We start from the raw sequence: 21,402 nt of genomic DNA, 5'->3' as shown, positions 1-21,402 counted from the left end.
TTGTGAATATAAAATGATTTTACCAATAAATAATCAAGGAATTATTCGTTCTAATTTAGGAGTAATTTTGTAGCCCTAGCGGATGAATAAGTATATTCTATGCATCTACTCAATATTTGATTAGGTGCAAAAAATTAGGTAGCGGTCTTAGAGGATGAATGAACAAGTCCTCTCGTTGGTAGCAAAACATTTCAAATCCCCCTTTTTAAGGGGGCTAAGGGGGATCTCTAAGTGCCTACAATCACAGCCAAACACTTGTTCATTCAACCTCTTAAAGCTACCTAACTTTTTCTGAATGATGATTTCTTATTTCTTATTTATCACCTTAGTAATTTTATGTTTTTTGAGGCGGTAAATATCCCTTCTAAAAAATTTTTATGGCTGTTTGTGACAGTAGGTTAATGCTGAGAAATTAAATTTTCAAGCTCATCAGCGAATCTGATGATTAATTTCAATAAAAATGATTAATTCTCCCTAATTACATACAAGAGAAGTTCACATTTCTAAGCATGGCTTCCTCCTGCCTCCTGCCTCCTGCCTCCTGCCTCCTGAAAAACATCGACCTTAGCTTTACTCTTCTCAATGGGGACACTCGATGTAGGTAAATACTTACGTACTATACTCATTACCTTGTCAGCCACTACGGGTTTAGTAATAAAATCTGTAGAACCTACTACCTTCGCACGAACTCGATCTAAAAGACCATCACTGCCTGTTAATATAATCACTGGTGTATTGGTAAAGGCAGATATTCGCCGCAGTTGAGTACAGATTTCGTAACCACTAGCGACTGGCATAATCAAATCTAAGAAAATTAGGTCTGGTTTATCTTGAATAAGGGTTGGGAGAGCTTGTACAGCATCTTGAATCTTCATAAACCTTAATCCATTGGAAGTGATAATATCCTCTAGCATTTTACAGACTTGAGGGCTATCATCCACACAGGCTACTAATGGAGCATTTGGTTTCTTTGGTTGTGTAGTGACGGGCTTATTATTGACCTCAGTCACGACTAAAGGCACTAAGGGCGTGTCGGGTACTTCCACCAATTCGATGATTCCTTTAAGGATATAAGGAAGCAACGAACGGGTGAGCGGTAGTACACTTTGCTTCATTTTCACGGCTAAATCTCGCAAAGTCAATTTGCCATTCATTAAACTTACAAAGTTTTTGTAGACAGACGGACTTACCATCTGCTGGAGTTGTTCTGGTCGCCGCAGAACTGGTGCTAAGTCAGGAGAAAAATTTGCTAAACCAGCTTCTGACCAAGTTTTCCACGAGTCTTGCATGTGCCTTACAGACATTTCTGCACTCGTGAAGCTTATTGGTGTTTCTAAGATAACTTCTTGGTTGCGATTGCAACTTATAGAAGCAAAATTTCCTTGTAGAGCTAGGTCAAATAATAGTTCTGCTATGGTGTTTTCGGCAATACACTGAATCTGTTCTCTCTGAATTTTCTGTTTTTTATGAAAGATTTCTAGAAGACGGTAATCCCAGTAATCCATTGATACGTCTTGCGAACGCAGCAGCAACTTATCAACCTCAATCTGAGGACAATTTTGAGCCATCTGTCTACGCCAACGCCGGAAGGGATGAGTTCCACCTGTTGCCCAAACTATCCGTCCTAGTCGATAGTAAAAAGTCCATTGGCTACCTTTTGAACTTTTAATATTTAATTTGCCATTATATTGTAATTTAGTACAAGTTTTAAATTCATTAACCAGGTTATTTGAAAGAATAAGTTCCGAGTGGGTCATACTTTGTTCCTTGTATTAAAAAGCCAGTTATTGAAAAACCAACACTAGCTATATAGTGGTCAGCAGACACCTCAAAAAGTGGAAATACATTTGATATATAGCAGTTTAAATCAAGTTTATTAAAATCAAGAGCGATCAAAAAAGAGCAAACATTTTGCTAGTCCATAAGTTCTATAGCTTAGAGTTCATTATCAATAGGCTTTAGAACTCAAATAGATTGCTATAGTCCACATCATTTAAAATGCATTCAGTATTGATATATTATTTTAATAAATTACACACGGAATTATATCCGTATAAGTTCTGAATTTTTGTTTACAAAAAGATTAGCAGTCTCTAGATATTTTTGCTTTAGTTATTGAATGTTAAAAATATTTATCTAAGTGTACATTTATTAACGCACATCAATTTAGTGAGCTTTCTAGGAAATATTCTATTAAAAAAAGGTGTGCTACTCAGGCAAGTAGCAGCCACCCATAGAGTATTTATTTAAGAAAACTTTTTTAAGATTGGTTGTGGTTTTGATAGCTGATAACAGCTGCTCTAAGATTACTTTGGTGTTCTGAAAGAAGCCGATCGCCCTGGTCTTTTTCCAAACCAGTCCAGTGCATCAATAGCGCTAGCTTAACCCATTTACCACTGCGTTCTAATAAAAAACCAGCAGCTTCTCGACTTAAACCTGTGAGGTCTTGCAAAATTCGCAAAGCGCGATCGCGTAACTTTTGATTTGTTACTGCTACATCCACCATCCGATTGCCGTAAACCTTACCTAGTTTAACCATTACTCCAGTGGAAAGGATATTTAACGCTAACTTCGTGGCTGTACCAGCTTTCAGGCGAGTTGAGCCGGCGATGATTTCTGGCCCTGTCAATAGGCGAATGTCAATATCGGCATCAAAGCTAACTTGTTCAGCCGGAACACAGGCGATAAAAATAGTACTGGCTCCCCGTTGACGAGCAGCGTGAAGGGCACCGTGGACATAAGGTGTTGTGCCACCAGCAGTAATGCCGACGACAACATCTAGCTGGGTAATGTGTCGCCCAGCGATCGCAGCCTCGCCATCTTCAATGCTATCTTCTAAATCTTCCGAACTGCGTACCAGCGCACCCGCACCACCAGCAATAATCCCCTGTACCAATTCTGGGGGCGTGCAAAAAGTAGGTGGACATTCGGCAGCATCTAATACCCCTAACCGACCACTTGTGCCTGCACCGATATAAAATAAGCGTCCCCCGTGGCGCAAACGCGCTGCGGTGGTATCAATTGCTTCAGCCAACTGAACTTTCGCCGCCGCAACAGCTGCGACTGCTTTTTGATCTTCACTATTAAACAGTTCTACTAATTCCAGAGAATTAAGCTGGTCTAAGTTAAGACTGTTAGAATTTACCATCTCGGTTAAAAGATGCCCGCGTTCTTGCAATGTCATTTGTCCTTTGTCCGTTGTCCGTTGTCCTTTATCCTTTGTCATTAGTCAGTTAGCGACCAATGACCAATGACCAATGACCAATGACTAATGACTAATGACTAATGACTAATTACAGCAATCCTTCCAATTTGCGACGCATCTTCTCTAGTTCAGAATCAGATAATTCTGGTTCTTCTAGTGGCTGTTGATTGAGAGGGAAGGTGTCTTCAACAGTATCCTCCTTCTGGGTATCTACTTGCCAGTCAGTTTGTTCCACGTTCAGTTCTGGGGGAGTGACAACTAAATTGCTGTTTTCTGGGATGATTTCCCATTCATATCCAGCACTTTCGCAAAATTCCTTGATTTCCTCAGCATCCATTGGCTCTGGTGTCGGTGCGGGAAAATCCTGAGCTTCCAGCATTAGAGCAAAGCGCGTCGCGTCATCTTCTGACTCGAACATCAGAATTTTATTGCGTAGCTTGCCGCCTTTGGCATCGCCCTCCCGAATCGTGTGAATCCCCTCATTTTCCGTTCGAGCATTAAAAATCAACACAAAAACACGCATTGGTGTAATCATCTGTCTTTTTTAAATTCTATTCATATTAAAGTTCTAGGTTGTCCCTGTGCGAAAGTCAAAGGAACAATTTTCACTTTATTCAGATCAGATTTACCTGAAAAGGCCAATATTATGAAGCATAAGTATTGGATGAAGCAAATACCGTAACTCAACCAGTGGGGTCTTGGGTTTAGTTGGCGTATCCTGGAAATGGCATACTGAATCAATGTGTCAGTTAATGCTTGTGTGTGCCAGCGACATCCGGCAATTAATACAGTGAAAGCAAATGACTAAATCTCCCAATCAAGATACTCACTCCCCATGCCCTATCCGCAAGCGTCTGTGGTTGCTGGTGTTGAGGCGGGGTAGTGTTGCTTTGGGCGGACTTTTACTGTTAGGAGTTATCGTTGGTATTTGGCGGTTGTGGACTTTTGTCCAAACAGAGTTAACACCATTGGCACAACAGAGTCTGACTACTACACTCAATCGTCCGGTAAAACTGGGAAGAGTCACACAATTTTCCTTGATGGGAGTGCAGTTTGGGGCTTCATCTATCCCAGCTACACCCACAGATCCAGATCGGGCTACAGTCGAAACTGTAGAAGTGGGTTTTGACCTGTTACAACTAATTTTTAACCGCCATTTAAAGCTAGATGTTACCTTAGTCAATCCAGATATTTATATTGAACAGGATAACCAAGAGCGCTGGGTTTCCACTAGCATCGCGTCGTCAGGTGAAGGCGGTGCCATTAAAACTGATTTGGATTACCTGCGGTTTCGCAACGCCAAGTTGGCGTTGATGCCGCACAAGAGAATAGGGGAGGCAGGGGGAGGAATATCTTCTGCGTCTCCCACCTCCCCGGTAACATTTTCTCAACTGAATGGATCTGCCCAACTTTTGGCAAACAACCAGTTGATCCGGTTTGAAGTGGGGGGGCAAGCAGACAGTGGTGGCAATATTTCCATTCAGGGAGAGACACGTTCTAAGGTGCTGGCAGGCAATTTTCAGTTGCAAGCCCAAGATTTGTTCGCTGCGGATATTACCCGGTTAATTAAGTTACCAGTGAACTTACAGGCGGGTCGAGCCGATGGCGACTTGTTAGTTCGGTTGACACCAGGACAGCAGACTTTATTGTATGGCAATGCTGCTGTGCAAGGGGTAACACTTCAAATACCCAAAGTACCGCAACTGTTAAGCAATAGCCAGGGAAATCTCCATTTTCAGGGAACAGAGTTGCACTTAAATAACGTTACTACCAACTACGGCAAAATTCCTGTGGTGACTACAGGAATCATCGACACTCAAGCAGGCTTTAAGTTGGCAGGGCGCGTAAATGCCGTGAGTTTGGCTAATGCCCAGGAGACTCTGAAGGTAAAACTACCTATACCGATCGCTGGACAAGTACAAGCAGATTTGCTGATTACCGGATCGACTAAAGAGCCAATTCTCTCAGGTTCAGTTACCACAATAAAAACTGCCCGGATTGACAAAGTTGATTTTAAGAGCATCAGTAGTAAATTTGAGCTTGTTACTAGTTCTAGTTCCTCTTTACTGACCCTCAAAGATATTCAAGGTAAAGTCATAGTTGGTGGTGATATTACTGGTGCTGGCACAATTAAACTCAGTAAAACGCCGCGACTGGATTTAAATTTCGCTGCCAAGAATGTTCCAGGGGATGCGATCGCAAAAGTTTATGGAACAACGCCCGCATTCCAAATCGGCAATGTCTCAGCTACAGCTCAATTAACTGGTGCTTCTACCAATGTCCAAACTTCGGTACAATTCCAAGCGCCTAACGGAACTTACCCCGGAACTGGTGAAGTTGCGATTTCTCCAAATCGCATCGTCTCTTTCCGCAATGTGGCTCTTAATGTCAGCGATGGTAAAGTCCAGGCAACTGGGAGTTATGTTAATGAGCGTTGGCAAGCTGTGGCTGTTGCCTCTGGGGTAAAATTGGAACCCTTTGTAGACAAAAGTCAACTGCAAAATGTCTCTTTGGCAAAGGCACAGTTTAATGGTCGTCTTATCCTCTCAGGTAGCACAGCACCATTTAAAATTGCCACGATTCGCAGTGAAGGGGCAGGAGTTCAAATTGGTGGTGGTACAGTTACAGTTTCTAATGTCCAACTGCAAGAACAAAGCTTTTCTGCTCAACTTGTAGCTAATGGTGTGCGGTTGGGACAAATATTAAAACAGTCTCCCCCAGCTTTAAATAATCCTTTGGCAGGGACATTTCAAATCGCAGGTGACAGAGATAATTTTAGCCTGAAAACCCTCCGTAGCAGTGGTGAAGGTAGTCTTGCTATCGACGGTGGAACAGTTACAGCTAAAAATATCCAAGTGGCTAATGGTGTCTATCAGGCGCAAGTTCAGGCAAATAATGTACCGTTGCAGCAGTTGGCAAAAGTACCAAAGCAGTTTCAAGGGGCATTAACTGGTCAGTTCGACGTAGCGGGTTCTGTTGATTCTTTTAAACCGGAAACTATTCAAGCCAGCGGTCAGGCGCGGGTAAATGTCGGAGATGGGACGATTACAGCCTCTAATATCCAAGTGGCTAACGGTGTATACCAGGCCCAAGTTCAAGCGAATAATGTTCCTGTGCGGCAATTGGCCGCAGTACCACCACAGTTTAGAGGGACGTTAACTGGTCAAGTAAACGTGGCTGGTTCTGTTGAATCCTTCCAACCGCAAACTATCCAAGCTAGCGGTCAGGCGCGGGTAAATGTCGGGGGTGGGACAATTACAGCCTCTAATATCCAAGTGGCTAACGGTGTATACCAGGCCCAAGTTCAGGCAAATAATCTCCCGTTACAGCAGTTGGCAGCAGTACCACCCCAGTTTAGAGGGACGTTAACTGGTCAAGCAAACGTAGCGGGTTCTGTTGAGTCGTTCCAACCGCAAACTATCCAAGCTAGCGGTCAAGGACGGCTGAATATTGCAGGTGGAACGATCGCAGCTTCTAATATCCAATTGGCTAATGGTCGCTATCAAGCTCTAGTTGATGCTTCTGGTGTGGAATTAAATCGGTTCAATGAGCAATTGCGGGGTCAATTTGGCGGTCAGTTACAATTAGCTGGCACTGTTGGATCGTCTAAGTTAGCGGATGTGCGGGCGGCTGGACAAGTGCAATTATCCCAAGGTATCCCTGGGCTTGAGCAACCTCTGACGGCTGCGATCGCTTGGAGTGGTGAAAGGCTTACCATTGAGCGAGCAACTGCTCCCGGTTTAAGTGTGACTGGTAACATATTAGCTAATGCCAGGGGAACGGGCATACCGGAAATTACTGCCCTAAATCTCAACGTCCAAGCGCAGAATTACAACTTAAAACAGTTACCGATCAATCTTCCTAATCAGGTTGCTGTGGCGGGGAAAGTAGATTTTAATGGTCAAATCACTGGTAAGCTGCCTTTACCAAATGTGGTAGGGCAAATTAAATTACGAGACTTGGTTGTTCAAGATATTGCTTTTGAGCCATTGTTAACTGGAAATATTGATTCAGCCCAGGGACGCGGGTTAAATTTGAACTTGGCAGGAAATAGCGATCGCTTGGCCTTTAATTTAGATGCCAATAATCGCCCGAAATCTTTCTTAGTCAAATGGCAAGACGCATCAGCTACAGGTAATGTTCAAGGGAATGATTGGGCACTCAAAGTTGCAAATTTCCCCTTACAAATATTGAATTTGACTCCGCCACCAATAACTCGATTGGGTGCTGGAAAGATCGCTGGTTTGTTAACTGGGGATTTGCTATTTAATCAGCAGACATTGGCATCTACGGGGAATTTAGCGATCGCTAATCCACAAATTGGTCGGCTTAAAGGCGATCGAATAGCTGCTCAATTCCGCTACGGTAACGGTAAAGGCACACTTGCCAGTAGCGAATTTGTCAAAGGCAAAAGTAGTTACGCTCTTGTCGGTACTTTTGCTCAAAGTCCCAAAGGCCCTCAACTACAAGGTAAACTGAACGTCAACCAGGGAGAGATCCAAGATGTTCTGGCTGTAGCACAGATATTTGATTTACAAAATTTACCTGGTGGTTCACCAGAAATCTACGGCACAGCAGAGGATCTAACCACCAACCCCCAAGGAGCGCCAAATCAACCTTTATTCACCCAAATCCAACGGTTTTCTGAAATTGCGACTTTGGTAGAAGAACAGGAAGAACAGCGACTTAATTCCACACCAATACCAGATTTAGCAGACTTAAAGGGGACTTTCAACGGCGAAGTGGCTGTAAATACAGCTACAGCCAATGGATTATCAGTGGATTTTAAATTGAATGGACAAAACTTTGCCTGGGGTAAAAAGGAAGAACGAAATCGTTATTATACTGCTGATAAAGCGATCGCCGAAGGCAGCTTTGAGAACGGTGTTTTGAGTTTGCGACCTTTACGGCTTGAATCTGAAAATAGGCTGATTGCCTTCACCGGTAATGTTGGCGGTGATGAACAATCTGGACAGTTCCGGGTGAATAATTTTCCGGTACAAGTACTGAATAATTTTGTCAAACTGCCAGTTGGAATTACAGGGAATCTTAATGGTACAGCAGCAATAGCCGGCAGCATTGCTAATCCCCAAGCTAGAGGGGAATTGCAAATAACAGAAGGATTATTGAATCAGAACAAAATAGAGTCAGCAAGGGCAAGTTTCAGCTATGCCAACGGCCGCTTAGACTTTGGTAGTAGTGTAGCAGTTGCTGGACCAAAACCTGTTGATATTACTGGCAGCATACCTTATAAACTGCCTTTTGCTTCTGTGGCATCAGACAGCGAGCAAATCAGTTTGGATATGAAGTTGGAAAACGAGGGATTGGGACTGTTAAACGCATTGACTAATCAAGTAGTATTTGAAAAAGGAGAAGGAGAAGTAGACCTTAAGGTACGGGGAACACTGCAAAAACCCGAAGTAAATGGAACTGCTACGATTAATGATGCTACTTTTTCAGCCCAGGCTTTGCCAGGTAAGCTCAGACATGTCACAGGTAGAGTATTGTTTAATTTTGACAGCATCTTAGTAGAAAATCTTCAAGGTAGATTTAGCCGTGGGAAGGTGGAAGCTGCTGGAGCAATTCCCATTTTCAACAATGAGAACGTGACTATTAACAATCCCCTGACTGTTAATCTCGAACAGTTGGCGTTGAATCTCAAGGGACTTTACCAAGGAGGCGCTAGTGGCAATTTGCAGATTACTGGTTCTGCCCTTAACCCCATAATTGGCGGTAAAGTAAGTTTATTTGACGGTCAGGTATTGCTGGCAGAATCTACCGACGCTAGTTCATCTGGAAATAGTAGTCTCGGTGTATTACCCACAAAAGAGAATAAGCAGAGTAAACCTGAAATTGAAAATGGCAAGGGAAATGCGTTGCCGTCAGGTATCGCTAGATTTAATAATCTAGATTTAGAACTCGGTAAAAATGTCCAAATTACCCGTCCCCCAATCCTCAACTTCCGTGCCAGTGGTAATCTCATTGTTAATGGCTTAATCAATCAGCCAGTACCTGATGGCACTATTCGCTTAGAAAAAGGTGGCGTGAATTTATTTACTACCCAATTTAACCTTGCTTCTGGCTATACACACACCGCAACTTTTAGTCCCTCCCAACCGCGCGATCCCAACTTAGATATTCGGCTATTTGCCAAAGTACTAGATGTTACTCAAAGTAATGATTTCAGTCGGGTAAATTCCACGGGTTTATCAGCATTAGAAAGTGTTCGAGTCGAAGCCATTATCAACGGCCTGGCTAGTAAACTAAATGAAAATCTAGAACTAACAAGCAGTCCGTCACGTAGTCAAAACGAAATTGTTGCTCTTTTAGGAGGTGGGTTTGTAGACACCCAAGGACGTGGTGACAGTACTCTGGGTCTAATTAACATCGCAGGTTCAGCTGTATTCAACAATTTTCAGTCAGCTTTTAACCAGATTGGGAGTACCTTTGGCTTAAGCGAACTGCGGATATTTCCTACCGTTATTTCTGATAATCCCGAAGCGGGAAGGAGCAGTTCAACTTTGGAATTAGCAGCCGAGGCGGGAGTTGATATTTCTTCCAAAATATCTGTTTCCAGTATCAAAATTTTAACAACTAATGACCCCTTCCAATGGGGTGTTAATTACCGGATAAACAATGAATTTCGTGTGCGTGCTTCCACTAATTTAACCGATGATAGTCGTGCAGTAGTCGAGTATCAAACGCGGTTTTAAGGTTTTTTGGGGACTGGGGACTGGGGACTGGGGGAGCAATGCGATTTTGTGAGCAGGGGGAGCAGGGGAGGCAGGGGAGGCAGGGGAAGAAAAAGAAATAAGTGTATTTATAGCTATAAAGGTCGTAAAAAATACTAAGGTTTTCTCTTCACTCCCCCTGCTCCCCCTGCCTCAAGAGCTTTTTTCACGAGGATCTAACTTTTTCGCGTTGCTCCCGGGGACTGGGGACTGGGGACTAGGGACTGGGGACTGGGAACTGGGAAAAAAATTTGGGAAGGGTCAAAGCCTTGAACATCATTTTTTCGTACTCTTACCCAGTCCCCAATACCTAATCCCCTATTCTTCAGCAACCCAAGTACCATGAAATCCATAAGGTACTCGTTGAGGAATTATCACCCGCGCTACAGGTTCAGCTGTTAAATCTTGAGCATTCACCAATACTAATTCTGAAGTATTTGAATTCTCATCATGGATGAAAGTCACAAGCCAACCGTCATCCTCAGCAATTGCACCAGGACGCGGCGCAAATACAGCTTCACCGCCATAGCGTCCCTGTCCGAATTCGTGCGTTTGGGACTTTCCACTGCTGAAGTCGTACTTAATGATGCCTTCAAATAAAGGTAGGGGACTATTCGCCATTTTGTTAGTGTAGCCATATCGGGTTTGCCGCCCCAATAGATTTTCGTTGATGCGGGGAAATTCTGAGGCTACATCGTCCAACATTTCTTCACGCACTGTCCCCGTATTGAGGTTAAATCGCCAGCGATACAGGCGCGGGATATTTCCTTCTGGGTCGGGTTGCGAATCATCAGCACTCAAAACAGTAGTAGAACTCATACGACAGGCAATAAGCACTACTTCATCGCCATCTTCGTAAGCATTGAGGGTATGGAAGACGTAGCAAGCAGGACTTTCAAACCATCGGATATTACTGTTGTCACCATGACGTGGTACAATTCCAAAACGACTGGGCCGATCGCGCTCAAACATCATAATGGGTTCTCCCCGTTGCGATCGCTCGACACTAAAAGTCAATGGCAAATCCATGAAAATCGTGTAGTTTTCAGTGATGGCGAAATCGTGCATCATCACTCCTATAGGCAGGTCGATTGGCACTGTCCGCAACAGTTCGCCTTGTGCAGAGACTACACTATATTGCAGGTACGGTGGCGCAAACACAGAGTAGCCAAAGAAGACCATTTCTCCTGTAACCGGGTCTACCTTGGGATGGGCTGTGAAGGCAGAAATCAGCTTGCCATTGTAGGTATACTCACCAATAGTATCTAATTCAGGAAGTTTGATGGCGTGAGGTTTACCTCCCTCGTTCAGCGCCAACATCTGACCAGCGTGCCACACTAAGGCAGTATTGGCAGTGTTTTTGCGGGGGCCATGGGGATTATCTATTCGTCGTGGTTCTAAAAATCCTGTCCACAAAGCCTTACCCGCTTCTCGTTCTTTTTTCCATCCGGCTGTCTGGATGTAGCGGTTGCGATAAGTCGCTACGCCGTTGCTAATTTGTACACCATGCAACATCCCATCTCCGTCAAACCAGTGATATTGACCGATGGGTGTCCATTGAGGGTTAGGGCCATTCCGTACAAACATCCCGGATAAGTCAAGGGGTAATTCACCAATGACTAGCAATCTGTCGGTGGTGATTTCTTCACAGATTGGAGCAAAATTGCGATCGAGATACGGATTGACTGCTATTGTTGCCATTTATAAAATCTGGTAGTGTGATGTACATGGCTTTTGCTGACTGATAACATTGATTGCTATCTTCAACCAATCAATGTAAGTCTGTTCTCTACGGATCACCAACTCCAGTACCAGCCTTTGCATTACCTGTTCGCGGTTGGCAGACTCATCACTAAGTGATGGTAAATCAATAATTTCACATTCAGCAAGCTTTTTGCTTCGAGCCGCCAATTGTTGCTCTAGTAGGTAAATGATAGTTTCATTCGGCAACTGATCTGCAAAGTGTAACTGGAGAAGCAAAGGTTCTCTTAGAGTTGGTAACGGCTGATGAGTCTCAAGCCATCGAGCTAATTCGGCTTTTCCTGGCTCCGTTACACTGTAGACTTTGCGGTTGGGGCGATCGCGTTGAATCTCAATTGTACAGGTAATCCAGCCTTGCTCCACTAGCTTATCAAGAGTTCTGTAAATTTGTGCCTGGTCTGCTGGCCACAAATGGGCAATACATCGATCGAAGCAGCTCGTTTTGAGGTCGTAGCCCGTCATTTCTTGCTGCTGAAGAAAACCTAGAATTACGTATGCTAGGGACATTTAATACAGTTTTCCCATATTTGACATTTCCTCAATAGGTTTTACATTATGTACTTCTTATAATTTTATGCTAATATATGATTAATCCAATATAAGATATAACTGCTATAAAAAGATATGTTGATTGTAATGCGTCTTAACAAAGAAACCGAATACATAAATTGAGGTTGGGCAGATGGTTAATAGTGCTGTTTGCACAAAACAGTGAGGAAGTGGCTATGGATGTTGAGCAAAATTGAAACTTTAATTACGAATTACGTTCGTACAGCGACTCGTAAAGAGGATCATTACGAATTATTTGTTGAGGAGCGCTTCTGTACTTCTACGGAGAGGAGAGCTTTTTGAAGAGAAAGCAAGGAGCGTTTACGCCACCATTCAATATGCTACTTATTGCTAGCGGATCGCTCAACAAACTAGTTATTCGTTAAATTCTATTCGTGATGAATAAGCTGTTTCACAAATAATCTCGCATAATTAGAGCGCTCATGTTGCCCACCCCACAAGAGTTTGATTTAATTCGATTATGGAATTTAGATGTTTTTCAGCTTACCAACAAAGACTATTGTAACCAGAGGATGAATAACATTGACTTCAAATACACTTTCACAAAGAATACGTCAACATCAATATCTACGCGATTTACGCAACAAATTACTCCACCTTCACAAGATGTTGCTGGACACAGAACGCATTGCCTACGAACAGGTTAGTGGACGAGTATCAAGCGGAGAACTTCTTCAGCTAGTTATTGCTCACGAACAATTTGCTTGGCTACATCGCATTTCTGAGGTGGTTGTGCAAGTTGATGAAATGCTCGAAGCAGATGAACCAATATCAATGGACGACTTTGAAAAGTTGATTGCTGATGTCCGCACGCTGATTATACCGTTAGAAACGGGTAATACTTTTGAGAGAAAGTATTACAACGCTCTCCAGCGCGAACCTGCTGCTGTGTTGGCACATGCGGAAATATCAAAGTTTCTCATGACTAAGGTGTAAGGGTGGCTATATCAAGCTAAGTTGCAAAAGGCGGGAATTGCAGAGATACTTAGCCAAGTATGAGAGGCTGTGATTTCCACTGAACCGTATCATCAGGCATTGCTCACAGTTTCCGAAGCTGATTTGAGTAAATATTGTACACCAATAGCTAGAGCGATCGCTCTAGCTATTTTTATAGCAACAGCCTTGGTGGTTAGGACATCAACAAACAGATGATGAAACTTAGACACAAAAAGACTTTTCACCCAGTCCCCAGTCCCCGGGAGCAACGCGAAAAAGTGAGATCCTCGTGAAAAGAGCTCTTGAGGCAGGGGGAGCAGGGGGAGCAATGCGATTTTGTGAGCAGGGGGAGCAGGGGGAGCAGGGGGAGCAAGGGGAGTGAAGAGAAAACTTTAGTATTTTTACGACCTTTATAGCTATAAATACACTTATTTCTTTCTCTTCCCCTGCCTCCCCTGCTCCCCCTGCTCACAAAATCGCATTGCTCCCCCAGTCCCCAGCTATATTAGCCAACAGCAAGAATTTCATCCCATATTCACCAATGCTCCATTCTACCGCCATCAAATTATTTAGCTGCGATCGCAAACAATACAGTTAATCTGAGATATCGAACGATTAGTTTGCAATACTTAATATTAGATTATCTAATAATTAGATTTTCATGATATTGTGTTTGTCAGTACATATTTTTTTGTGTGCATCGTGTAGACTCTATGTGCGGAGTTAGATTGCCACATAAATTTATGGTAATTCGAGCGCCAAGTAGCAGCAACCCTAGTTTTGCTGTGGTATTAACCTAACTTACATGTTTGGTTATTTCATTCCATATAGAGCAACTGAAGCGTAAATTTAGCTGCTTTAAAAGCATTCCATTATTAATTTTCAGTGTTGAGTTAGCAGTAAATGCTAGCCCAAAGCTTTGTATGGAAAGGATTTTACCAATCTGCCATCTGAGTATTTTTTGGGTGGATATCAGCAGTTGAAAGCATACATGTTGTCTACTCATTAGACACTTGCCACGTAGCCATAAGGGTTTGACAAACAGTTAGGAATTAGCCAAGCGATCGCTGATGTTACATGAAAAGCCATTGGCTATACGCAAATCAGCGATCGCATTATAGAAAATAAAAAAGCTTATGAGTACAACACGCAAGTTTCGTTTAGGTGCATTCATTCAAGCCACCGGTCATCACATATCTTCTTGGCGACACCCTGATGCACAAGCAGATGCTGGATTGAATTTCGAGCATTATAAGGAGATTACCCAGACTGCCGAACGCGGCTTGTTTGATGCAGTTTTTCTCGCAGATAGCCCAGGAGTGTGGGGTGACGCTCCCGGAACTCAGTATCGCAACGGTAAAATGGCCCATTTCGAGCCAGTCACTCTTTTCTCGGCTTTGTCCTCCGTTACCCAAAACATCGGTTTCATTTCCACCGCCTCAACCACTTATGAGGAACCCTACACCCTGGCTCGGAAGTTTGCCTCTTTGGACTACTTGAGTAACGGCCGGGCAGGCTGGAATGTAGTCACCACAGGCAATGAGAACGCTGCCCGTAATTTCGGACTTGAGCATCACCCAGAACATAGCCAGCGTTATGAACGCGCTGAAGAGTTTGTGGAAGTGGTGAAAGGTCTGTGGGATAGCTGGGAAGATGATGCTTTCATCCGTGACAAAGAATCTGGTGTCTATTTCGACCCAGATAAACTGCATACACTCAACCATAAGGGCAAATATTTTTCTGTCCAAGGCCCTTTAAACGTTGGTCGTCCGCCCCAAGGCTACCCCGTTATCGTTCAGGCCGGAGCCTCTGAATCGGGACGGGACTTAGCTGCACGCACTGCCGAGGTGATTTTCACCGCCAATCAAACCCTAGCTGATGCCCAAGAATTTTATGCTGATGTCAAAGGGAGATTAGCACAATATGGGCGATCGCCAGACGACCTAAAAATTATGCCTGGTGCTTTCCCAATCATTGGCTGTACCGAAGCAGAAGCTCAAGAGAAGTACGAATTCCTGCAATCGCTGATTCATCCCGATGTGGCTTGGGGGATTTTAAAGAACTATTACAAAGGTGTCGATCTGTCGAAATATTCTCTAGATGATGTGGCTCCCGAACTACCCAGCGACACCAACACAAATAAGAGTCGTCTCAAACTAGTCAGAGATTTGGCGACTCGTAACACTCTCACACTGCGTCAGTTGTATCTTTCTCTTGCGACTGCACGAGGACATCGCACCATCCTTGGTACTCCCGAAACCATTGCCGACCAGTTAGAAGAATGGTTCAACAACGGTGCAGCAGACGGCTTTAATATCATGCCGCCAATCCTGCCTACAGGGTTGGATGAATTCGTTAACCTAGTCGTTCCCATCTTGCAAAAACGCGGACTGTTCCGTACCGAATACGAGAGTAGTACCTTGCGTGAAAACCTGGGATTGCGTCGTCCGGTGAATCGTTTTGCAGCAAAACAAGTGGACAAGAGCCTTGTGTTGGCGTAAATAAATTTTTTGCAGATGCTTAAGTTATACCTTTTAAACCGTACCTTCTGTAGGTCGCCGCCCGGAATCGAACCGCAGAGGACGCAGAGAAGCCAGTGCGCCCTTGCGGTTCCCCGACTTGAAGCAACTGGCGCGACACGGAGAAATAAAAGTTTCAGAGAGTTCTTGCGTAAGTCTTAACACACTAACCAGCATCTAACCCTGCTAGGAAAACCTTGTAATTTTTTAAAGGATAAAAACATGACTGAATATAGCCGATTAAAGACCTCACGCTCCGCCGCAATCAGAGCAACCCTTGATTATCCGGTAATTGACACCGACGTTCACACTAATGATTTCACCCCAGCTTTTGAAGATTACATTGCCAAGTATGGCGGTGTGAAGCTCGTAGACGAGTTACGTAAAACCGAAGCTTCCCGTCTCAACTCCAAAAGTAACGGTAAGGACTGGTATCAACAAACCCCTGAAGAACGTCAATACAACCGCACCATCCGATCGCCTTGGTGGGCTAGAGTTACCAAAAATACCCTGGATCTCGCTACTTACACCCTCCCCGGACTCCTCTATGAACGTCAAGCGGAGCAAGGATCGGACTATTCGGTGCTGTTTCCGAATAATGTCCTAGCACCGGCTGGAGCCAGTGCAGAGAATCGTCAGGCACTGCAACGGGCGGTCAATCACTATCATGCTGATATCTACCGGAAATATAGCGATCACCTGACACCGGTAGCTGGTATCCCATTAACTACTCCCGAAGAAGGCATTGAGGAGCTAGAATTTGCAGTAAAAACACTTGGTTTAAAAGTAATTAATATTACTGGCGGTGTGAAACGACCGATTAAAGCGATCGCTGATAAATATCCAGCCGATAAATTCCCCGAAATCGCCAAGTATGCTTCTTATATCGACTTCTACGGACTAGATAGTGAATACGACTACGATCCCTTCTGGGCGAAAGTCGTGGAATTAGGCGTACCCGTCACCACCCATTACGGCAGTCAGGGTTGGACTGGACGTTCTTCCATAAGTAACTACATGAACAATCATATTGGTCACTTTGCCGATGGTTCAGAAGCATTTGCGAAGGCGTTGTTCTTCGGTGGTGTTACCAAGCGTTTTCCACAATTGCGCGTAGCAATGCTTGAAGGTGGTTCAGATTGGGGTGCCCGCGTCTACATTCATTTGGTAGATCGTTTCTCCAAGCGCAATATCAAGGCACTGGAAAACTACAATCCAGCGTTGACAAATGCCGATGAGCTATTTGAGATATTTGAACGCTACGGTGCAGAAGTTACTCAAGGGCATTCCCTAGATAAGGATGAATTGACTAAGACTGTACTGGGAGCTTCATTCAGCCGTCATAGCCGTGCGCCAATTGGTAGCGAATTGGATGATTTTGCAGCAGCAGGCATTGAAACAATTGAAGATATCCGCGATCGCTGGGTGAACAGTTTCTTCTTTGGTTCCGAGTCAGACGATCGCACCATCGCGACGGCATTCAATGACAAAGCCAACCCCTTGGGAGTCAAGATCAACGCCATCTATTCCTCCGATGTTGGTCACTGGGATGTGCCAGATTTGACTTCACCCTTGGCTGAAAGTTGGGATTTGGTTCAAGAAGGCGTTATTTCTGAAGCCGACTTTAAATCTTATGTATTCGCTAATCCCTACAAGTTTTACACCCAAGCTAACCCCGAATTCTTCAAGGGTACTGCGATCGAATCTAAGGTAGGTAAGACTGAATTTAACCAAGTAGATCAGAGCCTGGTGGTGGCGTAAACAATTCGTAATTCGTAATTATTCCTTCTCATTCCAACGCGCCGACGATCTAGCCTGGATTTCTCACTTGTGAGAAATCCAAGGAGTGTGGGAGATAGAAAAAAGCAACAAACCTCCCACACCCTTGTGAGAAATCCGGGTCTAGGACTGGGAAGTGAGAGACAAAAGAAAAGTTTTCTCTATTCCCCATTCCCCATTTCCAATTCCCCATTTCCAATTCCCCATTTCCAATTCCCATACCCATGACTTTACCAACAACCAATCTCGGAAAAACTGGATTAACCGTCTCCCGCCTTTGTCTTGGCACTATGACCTTTGGATTGCAGACCGACGAAGAAACTTCTAGAGATATCCTCGATACTGCCGCCGATGGCGGAATTAACTTTTTAGATACAGCCGATGTTTATCCACTTGGCGGCGGACTTGCTACTGCTGGGCGTACCGAAGAAATCGTTGGGCGCTGGCTGAAAGGCAAACGCGAACATTTTATTTTAGCTACTAAGTGCGTCGGTAGGGTTGGCCCTGCACCTTGGGATCAAGGGGCTTCACGTAAACATATTTTAGATGCGATCGATGCTTCCCTGCGACGTTTAGGAACCGACTATATCGACCTGTATCAATTGCACTCTGACGATGCCTCCACCCCCCTAGATGAGACTCTGGAAGCCTTAGATACAGTAGTTCGTGCTGGCAAAGTGCGCTACATCGGTGTTTCCAACTTTTTAGCCTACCGACTCGCCCGCGCCTTGGGTCGCGCCGAGACGCGCAATCTAACCAAGTTCATCTCAATTCAGCCCCGCTACAACCTGTTGTTCCGTGAAATTGAGCGAGAACTATTACCCCTAGCGAAAGAAGAAGGATTGGGTGTAATTTCCTACAATCCCTTGGCGGGTGGTCTGCTCACCGGTAAACACATTCTCGCTGAAGGCCCTACCACCGATACACGTTTCACGCTAGGCGCTGCCGCAGAACGTTATCAAGATCGTTACTGGCACGATCGCGAGTTCAATACTGTTGAGGCTTTACGCACAGTAGCGGATCTCGCCGGATTTTCTCTCACCACCCTAGCAGTAGCTTGGGTTTTATCTAATCCCATTATCACTGCCCCCATCATCGGCGCTAGCCGCCCCCAACAACTTGCTGACAACCTTAAGGCAGTGGAACTAAAACTCGACGATAGTTTGAAACAAAAGTTAGACGACATAACCGCCGAATACCGCAGGGGAGATTCTCTACGTTAGGGATTAAGGGAGTGAGGACAATAATTCGTAATTCGTAATGACGCTCGCGGACTCGCTACCGCTACGCTAACGTAATTCGTAATTCAGTTTACAAGGAGGATTTATACGTCAATATAAAACTTGCCGCCTGTTACAAGTAGTGGACTTAAATCCACATAATTTGTTAATTACAAATGATTTTATTTAACACCATAAAACAACTTACCCTAAGCTCGACTTTATCCAAAATTAAGAACTCGCTTTCTTTATCCGGCAAAAACCCTGGTTTTTTGGCAAATACTTTTTCTATATCACAGATTATCCCTCAAGTACAAAAACTAAAACTAGCTTTATACAAGGGTTTCAGAGCTAGGTTTTGGGTTTTGTAAAAATGGATAAAGTCGAGCTAAGAGGATGTTTGAAAAGTCCTCTTGTCGGTATTAAAAGTTCTAGATCCCCCTAAATCCCCCTTAAAAAGGGGGACTTTGATTCCGGTTCCCCCCTTTTTTAGGGGGGTTAGGGGGGATCTAAGAGTGCCTAAAATTACAGCGAAATACTTGTTCATTCAACCTCTAATACTAAAAAATTAACCAATAGATAAAAAACTAGATTCAATCTGACTCTTTTAACTACGAATTACGAATTACTCAGCTAGTGGATTGCTTCTCATGAAGAAAAAGACCAGACAATTCAAATCCTTTCAACGTGCTGCTGATGCACCAAATCTGCCATCAACTCCATTCAGGTTCATTTTGTATTTCGTTAACCAGTTTCGCTGGTGGTATGTGTTAATGGCGCTCCTGGAGGTAATGCACGCAACCTGTGGCATTATGTTGCCTTATGCCATTGGTGAGATCATCCGGGGCGTGACGAAATCAACGGGTGACGGCAAGCCCATTTTTGATGCCATGAGGCAACCCCTGATGCTGTTCACCGCTTTGAGTGTAGGTGAAGTGGTATTCGGGCGATCGGCTGGACTCTTGCAAACCATCCTTCATCCCATCCACCGACAGCATATTGTGCGATCGCTATATGCCTACTTGCAACATCATTCCCATCGCTACATGAGTAGCAGTTTTTCCGGGGCATTGGCACATCGGATTAGCGAAACTTCTCTAGGTGTTACTCAGACCATGCAAATGATGATTACTGAATTTATGCCAGTAATCGTTGTGTATACCGTCGCCACGACAATACTGTATCGCGCCTATCCTCCGTTGGCTGCACTCGTGGGGATATGGGCAGTTCTCTTCATCAGTATTTCGTTCTGGCTGGCAACTCGCTGCCGAATTTACTCCCGAAAAGCCGCAGCCGCTAGAAGTGAGACAACTGGAATTATTGTAGATGCAGTAACAAATCTTACCAGTAGCCGATTGTTTGCCCGTTTGGGTTTTGAACGACGCTATTTGAATGAGCAATTAGGACGCGAAATCAAACAGGTAAGAAAATCCAATTGGTACTCGGAGCGAATTCGCTGGTTTCAGTTCATCTCAGCAGCCATTCTGAAAATCAGCACCCTGTATTACTCGCTCTCTCTCTGGAGTCAAGGGAAGATCGCTACTGCTGACTTTGTTGTAGCAACTAGCCTGTCGCTATTAATCATCAGTGAAGCGCGAAATTTGAGCCGCCGCTTTCTGGAGTTTTTTGAACATATCGGCAATGTCGCCAATGGTGTTTTGATTATCGTTCAACCCCACGAGTTGATTGATAGCGATCGCGCGATCGCCCACCCAATTACCCAAGGTAAGATTGAATTTCGCCGTGTGAACTTCAACTACTCCCAGGAGAAGAAAGTTTTCCACAACCTTTGTGTCACCATTCAACCGGGACAGCGCATAGGATTAGTGGGCTTCTCTGGTTCTGGAAAATCCAGCTTTGTTAATCTGATTCTGCGTTTGTTCGACCCCCAATCTGGACAGATTATCATTGATGGGGTCGATATTCGAGATATGACTCAGGATGCTCTACACGCTCAAATCAGTTTGATTCCTCAAGATCCGTCTCTGTTCCATCGCACTTTGCTAGAAAATATTCGTTACGGACGCTTAGATGCAACCGATGAGGAAGTGTTCGAGGCGGCGCGAAAGGCTAATGCTCACGATTTTATCATCCAAAGTCAGGATGGTTACAATTCTCTGGTGGGCGAACGTGGTGTCAAGTTATCTGGAGGGCAGAGACAGCGGATTGCGATCGCACGGGTAATTCTCAAAGACGCACCGATCCTGATCTTAGATGAAGCTACCTCTAGCCTTGATTCAATCACCGAAAAAGCAATTCAAGATACCCTCGACTTCGTAATGAATGGAAAAACGGTCATTGTAGTGGCTCATCGACTATCTACCATCGTCCATCTAGATCGGATTTTGGTGTTCGACAAAGGTCGCATTATTGAAGATGGTTCCCATACCAAACTGCTGGCACTCGGCGGGGCTTACCACAGGTTATGGAAAATGCAAGCAGGTGGATTTCTCCCAGAAAATCTTGGTGAGGAACGCATACATGAAGTTCGTACTAATACAGATAATGTTCAAAAGGGAATTATTGCTTGACATTTGCCACAACTTGAAGGTGCTTACAAATTTAATTCAAAGATTGTGCAGGAAAGGTAAGGGACTTCCAACTAAAAAAATATCCCATCGCTTTGGCGAGCAGGGGAGGCAGGGGGCGCAGGGGAAGCAGGGGAGGAAGAATCTAATTGA

General features: G+C 44.2%; 13 protein-coding genes. 6 read left to right on the top strand and 7 right to left on the bottom strand.

Annotated features, from left to right (window positions below; translation table 11 throughout):
- Nucleotides 1-503 precede the first annotated feature (503 nt).
- From V7K42_RS22950 to V7K42_RS22940, 3 genes are all read right to left on the bottom strand, one after another.
- Nucleotides 504-1,757 carry a response regulator gene (locus tag V7K42_RS22950; protein WP_334919598.1) on the bottom strand — a complete coding sequence of 418 codons (1,254 nt, stop codon included), beginning with the start codon at nucleotides 1,755-1,757 and terminating at the stop codon, nucleotides 504-506.
- A gap of 503 nt (nucleotides 1,758-2,260) precedes the next feature.
- On the bottom strand, nucleotides 2,261-3,226 hold the full coding sequence (gene murQ, locus V7K42_RS22945; protein WP_334919597.1) for an N-acetylmuramic acid 6-phosphate etherase: 966 nt from the start codon (nucleotides 3,224-3,226) through the stop codon (nucleotides 2,261-2,263).
- Nucleotides 3,227-3,293: 67 nt separating this feature from the next.
- Nucleotides 3,294-3,740, bottom strand: coding sequence for a DUF3110 domain-containing protein (locus tag V7K42_RS22940; RefSeq protein WP_334919596.1), 447 nt, complete (start codon nucleotides 3,738-3,740; stop codon nucleotides 3,294-3,296).
- 265 nt (nucleotides 3,741-4,005) lie between these two features.
- Between V7K42_RS22940 and V7K42_RS22935 the strand changes: the two genes are divergently transcribed.
- On the top strand, nucleotides 4,006-9,918 hold the full coding sequence (locus V7K42_RS22935; RefSeq protein ID WP_334919595.1) for a translocation/assembly module TamB domain-containing protein: 5,913 nt from the start codon (nucleotides 4,006-4,008) through the stop codon (nucleotides 9,916-9,918).
- 336 nt (nucleotides 9,919-10,254) lie between these two features.
- Here V7K42_RS22935 and V7K42_RS22930 read toward each other — a convergent pair whose 3' ends face one another.
- Both V7K42_RS22930 and V7K42_RS22925 read right to left on the bottom strand, forming a co-directional pair.
- The gene (locus tag V7K42_RS22930) at nucleotides 10,255-11,637 is read right to left on the bottom strand and encodes a carotenoid oxygenase family protein (RefSeq protein ID WP_334919594.1); all 1,383 of its coding nucleotides are present in this window, start codon (nucleotides 11,635-11,637) and stop codon (nucleotides 10,255-10,257) included.
- Nucleotides 11,638-12,204 (bottom strand): PadR family transcriptional regulator, encoded by a 567-nt coding sequence (locus tag V7K42_RS22925; RefSeq protein ID WP_334919593.1) that lies wholly within the window; start codon nucleotides 12,202-12,204, stop codon nucleotides 11,638-11,640.
- 585 nt (nucleotides 12,205-12,789) lie between these two features.
- Here V7K42_RS22925 and V7K42_RS22920 point away from each other — a divergent pair.
- Nucleotides 12,790-13,203: a hypothetical protein gene (locus V7K42_RS22920; RefSeq protein ID WP_189525147.1), complete on the top strand. Its 414-nt coding sequence runs from the start codon at nucleotides 12,790-12,792 to the stop codon at nucleotides 13,201-13,203.
- A gap of 92 nt (nucleotides 13,204-13,295) precedes the next feature.
- On the opposite strand, the gene V7K42_RS22915 is transcribed toward V7K42_RS22920, so the two are convergent.
- Nucleotides 13,296-13,433 carry a hypothetical protein gene (locus tag V7K42_RS22915; protein ID WP_334919592.1) on the bottom strand — a complete coding sequence of 46 codons (138 nt, stop codon included), beginning with the start codon at nucleotides 13,431-13,433 and terminating at the stop codon, nucleotides 13,296-13,298.
- A gap of 906 nt (nucleotides 13,434-14,339) precedes the next feature.
- Here V7K42_RS22915 and V7K42_RS22910 point away from each other — a divergent pair.
- Entirely contained in the window at nucleotides 14,340-15,704 is a 1,365-nt protein-coding gene (locus tag V7K42_RS22910; protein WP_334919591.1) for an LLM class flavin-dependent oxidoreductase, read from the top strand.
- 33 nt (nucleotides 15,705-15,737) lie between these two features.
- Here V7K42_RS22910 and V7K42_RS22905 read toward each other — a convergent pair whose 3' ends face one another.
- Nucleotides 15,738-15,887: a hypothetical protein gene (locus V7K42_RS22905; protein WP_334919590.1), complete on the bottom strand. Its 150-nt coding sequence runs from the start codon at nucleotides 15,885-15,887 to the stop codon at nucleotides 15,738-15,740.
- A gap of 57 nt (nucleotides 15,888-15,944) precedes the next feature.
- Between V7K42_RS22905 and V7K42_RS22900 the strand changes: the two genes are divergently transcribed.
- The 3 genes from V7K42_RS22900 (at nucleotide 15,945) to V7K42_RS22890 (ending at nucleotide 21,252) form a co-directional block, all read left to right on the top strand.
- On the top strand, nucleotides 15,945-17,483 hold the full coding sequence (locus tag V7K42_RS22900; protein ID WP_334919589.1) for an amidohydrolase family protein: 1,539 nt from the start codon (nucleotides 15,945-15,947) through the stop codon (nucleotides 17,481-17,483).
- Between the two features lie 242 nt (nucleotides 17,484-17,725).
- Nucleotides 17,726-18,724 carry an aldo/keto reductase gene (locus tag V7K42_RS22895; protein WP_334919588.1) on the top strand — a complete coding sequence of 333 codons (999 nt, stop codon included), beginning with the start codon at nucleotides 17,726-17,728 and terminating at the stop codon, nucleotides 18,722-18,724.
- A 647-nt stretch (nucleotides 18,725-19,371) separates the two neighbouring features.
- Nucleotides 19,372-21,252 (top strand): ABC transporter ATP-binding protein, encoded by a 1,881-nt coding sequence (locus tag V7K42_RS22890; protein WP_334919587.1) that lies wholly within the window; start codon nucleotides 19,372-19,374, stop codon nucleotides 21,250-21,252.
- Nucleotides 21,253-21,402: the final 150 nt, after the last annotated feature.

It is taken from the genome of Nostoc sp. (genome assembly GCF_036917455.1).
GTDB lineage: Bacteria > Cyanobacteriota > Cyanobacteriia > Cyanobacteriales > Nostocaceae > Nostoc.
The sequence above is the reverse complement of the archived record's forward strand: the minus strand, read 5'-3'. Positions and strand labels throughout refer to the sequence as shown.

Coding starts and splice junctions, on each gene's coding strand:
- V7K42_RS22900 (WP_334919589.1), top strand. CDS start 15,945: ATGACTGAATATAGCCGATTAAAGACCTCACGCTCCGCCGCAATCAGA.
- V7K42_RS22950 (WP_334919598.1), bottom strand. CDS start 1,757: ATGACCCACTCGGAACTTATTCTTTCAAATAACCTGGTTAATGAATTT.
- murQ (WP_334919597.1), bottom strand. CDS start 3,226: ATGACAAAGGATAAAGGACAACGGACAACGGACAAAGGACAAATGACA.
- V7K42_RS22895 (WP_334919588.1), top strand. CDS start 17,726: ATGACTTTACCAACAACCAATCTCGGAAAAACTGGATTAACCGTCTCC.
- V7K42_RS22910 (WP_334919591.1), top strand. CDS start 14,340: ATGAGTACAACACGCAAGTTTCGTTTAGGTGCATTCATTCAAGCCACC.
- V7K42_RS22940 (WP_334919596.1), bottom strand. CDS start 3,740: ATGATTACACCAATGCGTGTTTTTGTGTTGATTTTTAATGCTCGAACG.
- V7K42_RS22930 (WP_334919594.1), bottom strand. CDS start 11,637: ATGGCAACAATAGCAGTCAATCCGTATCTCGATCGCAATTTTGCTCCA.
- V7K42_RS22925 (WP_334919593.1), bottom strand. CDS start 12,204: ATGTCCCTAGCATACGTAATTCTAGGTTTTCTTCAGCAGCAAGAAATG.
- V7K42_RS22890 (WP_334919587.1), top strand. CDS start 19,372: ATGAAGAAAAAGACCAGACAATTCAAATCCTTTCAACGTGCTGCTGAT.
- V7K42_RS22935 (WP_334919595.1), top strand. CDS start 4,006: ATGACTAAATCTCCCAATCAAGATACTCACTCCCCATGCCCTATCCGC.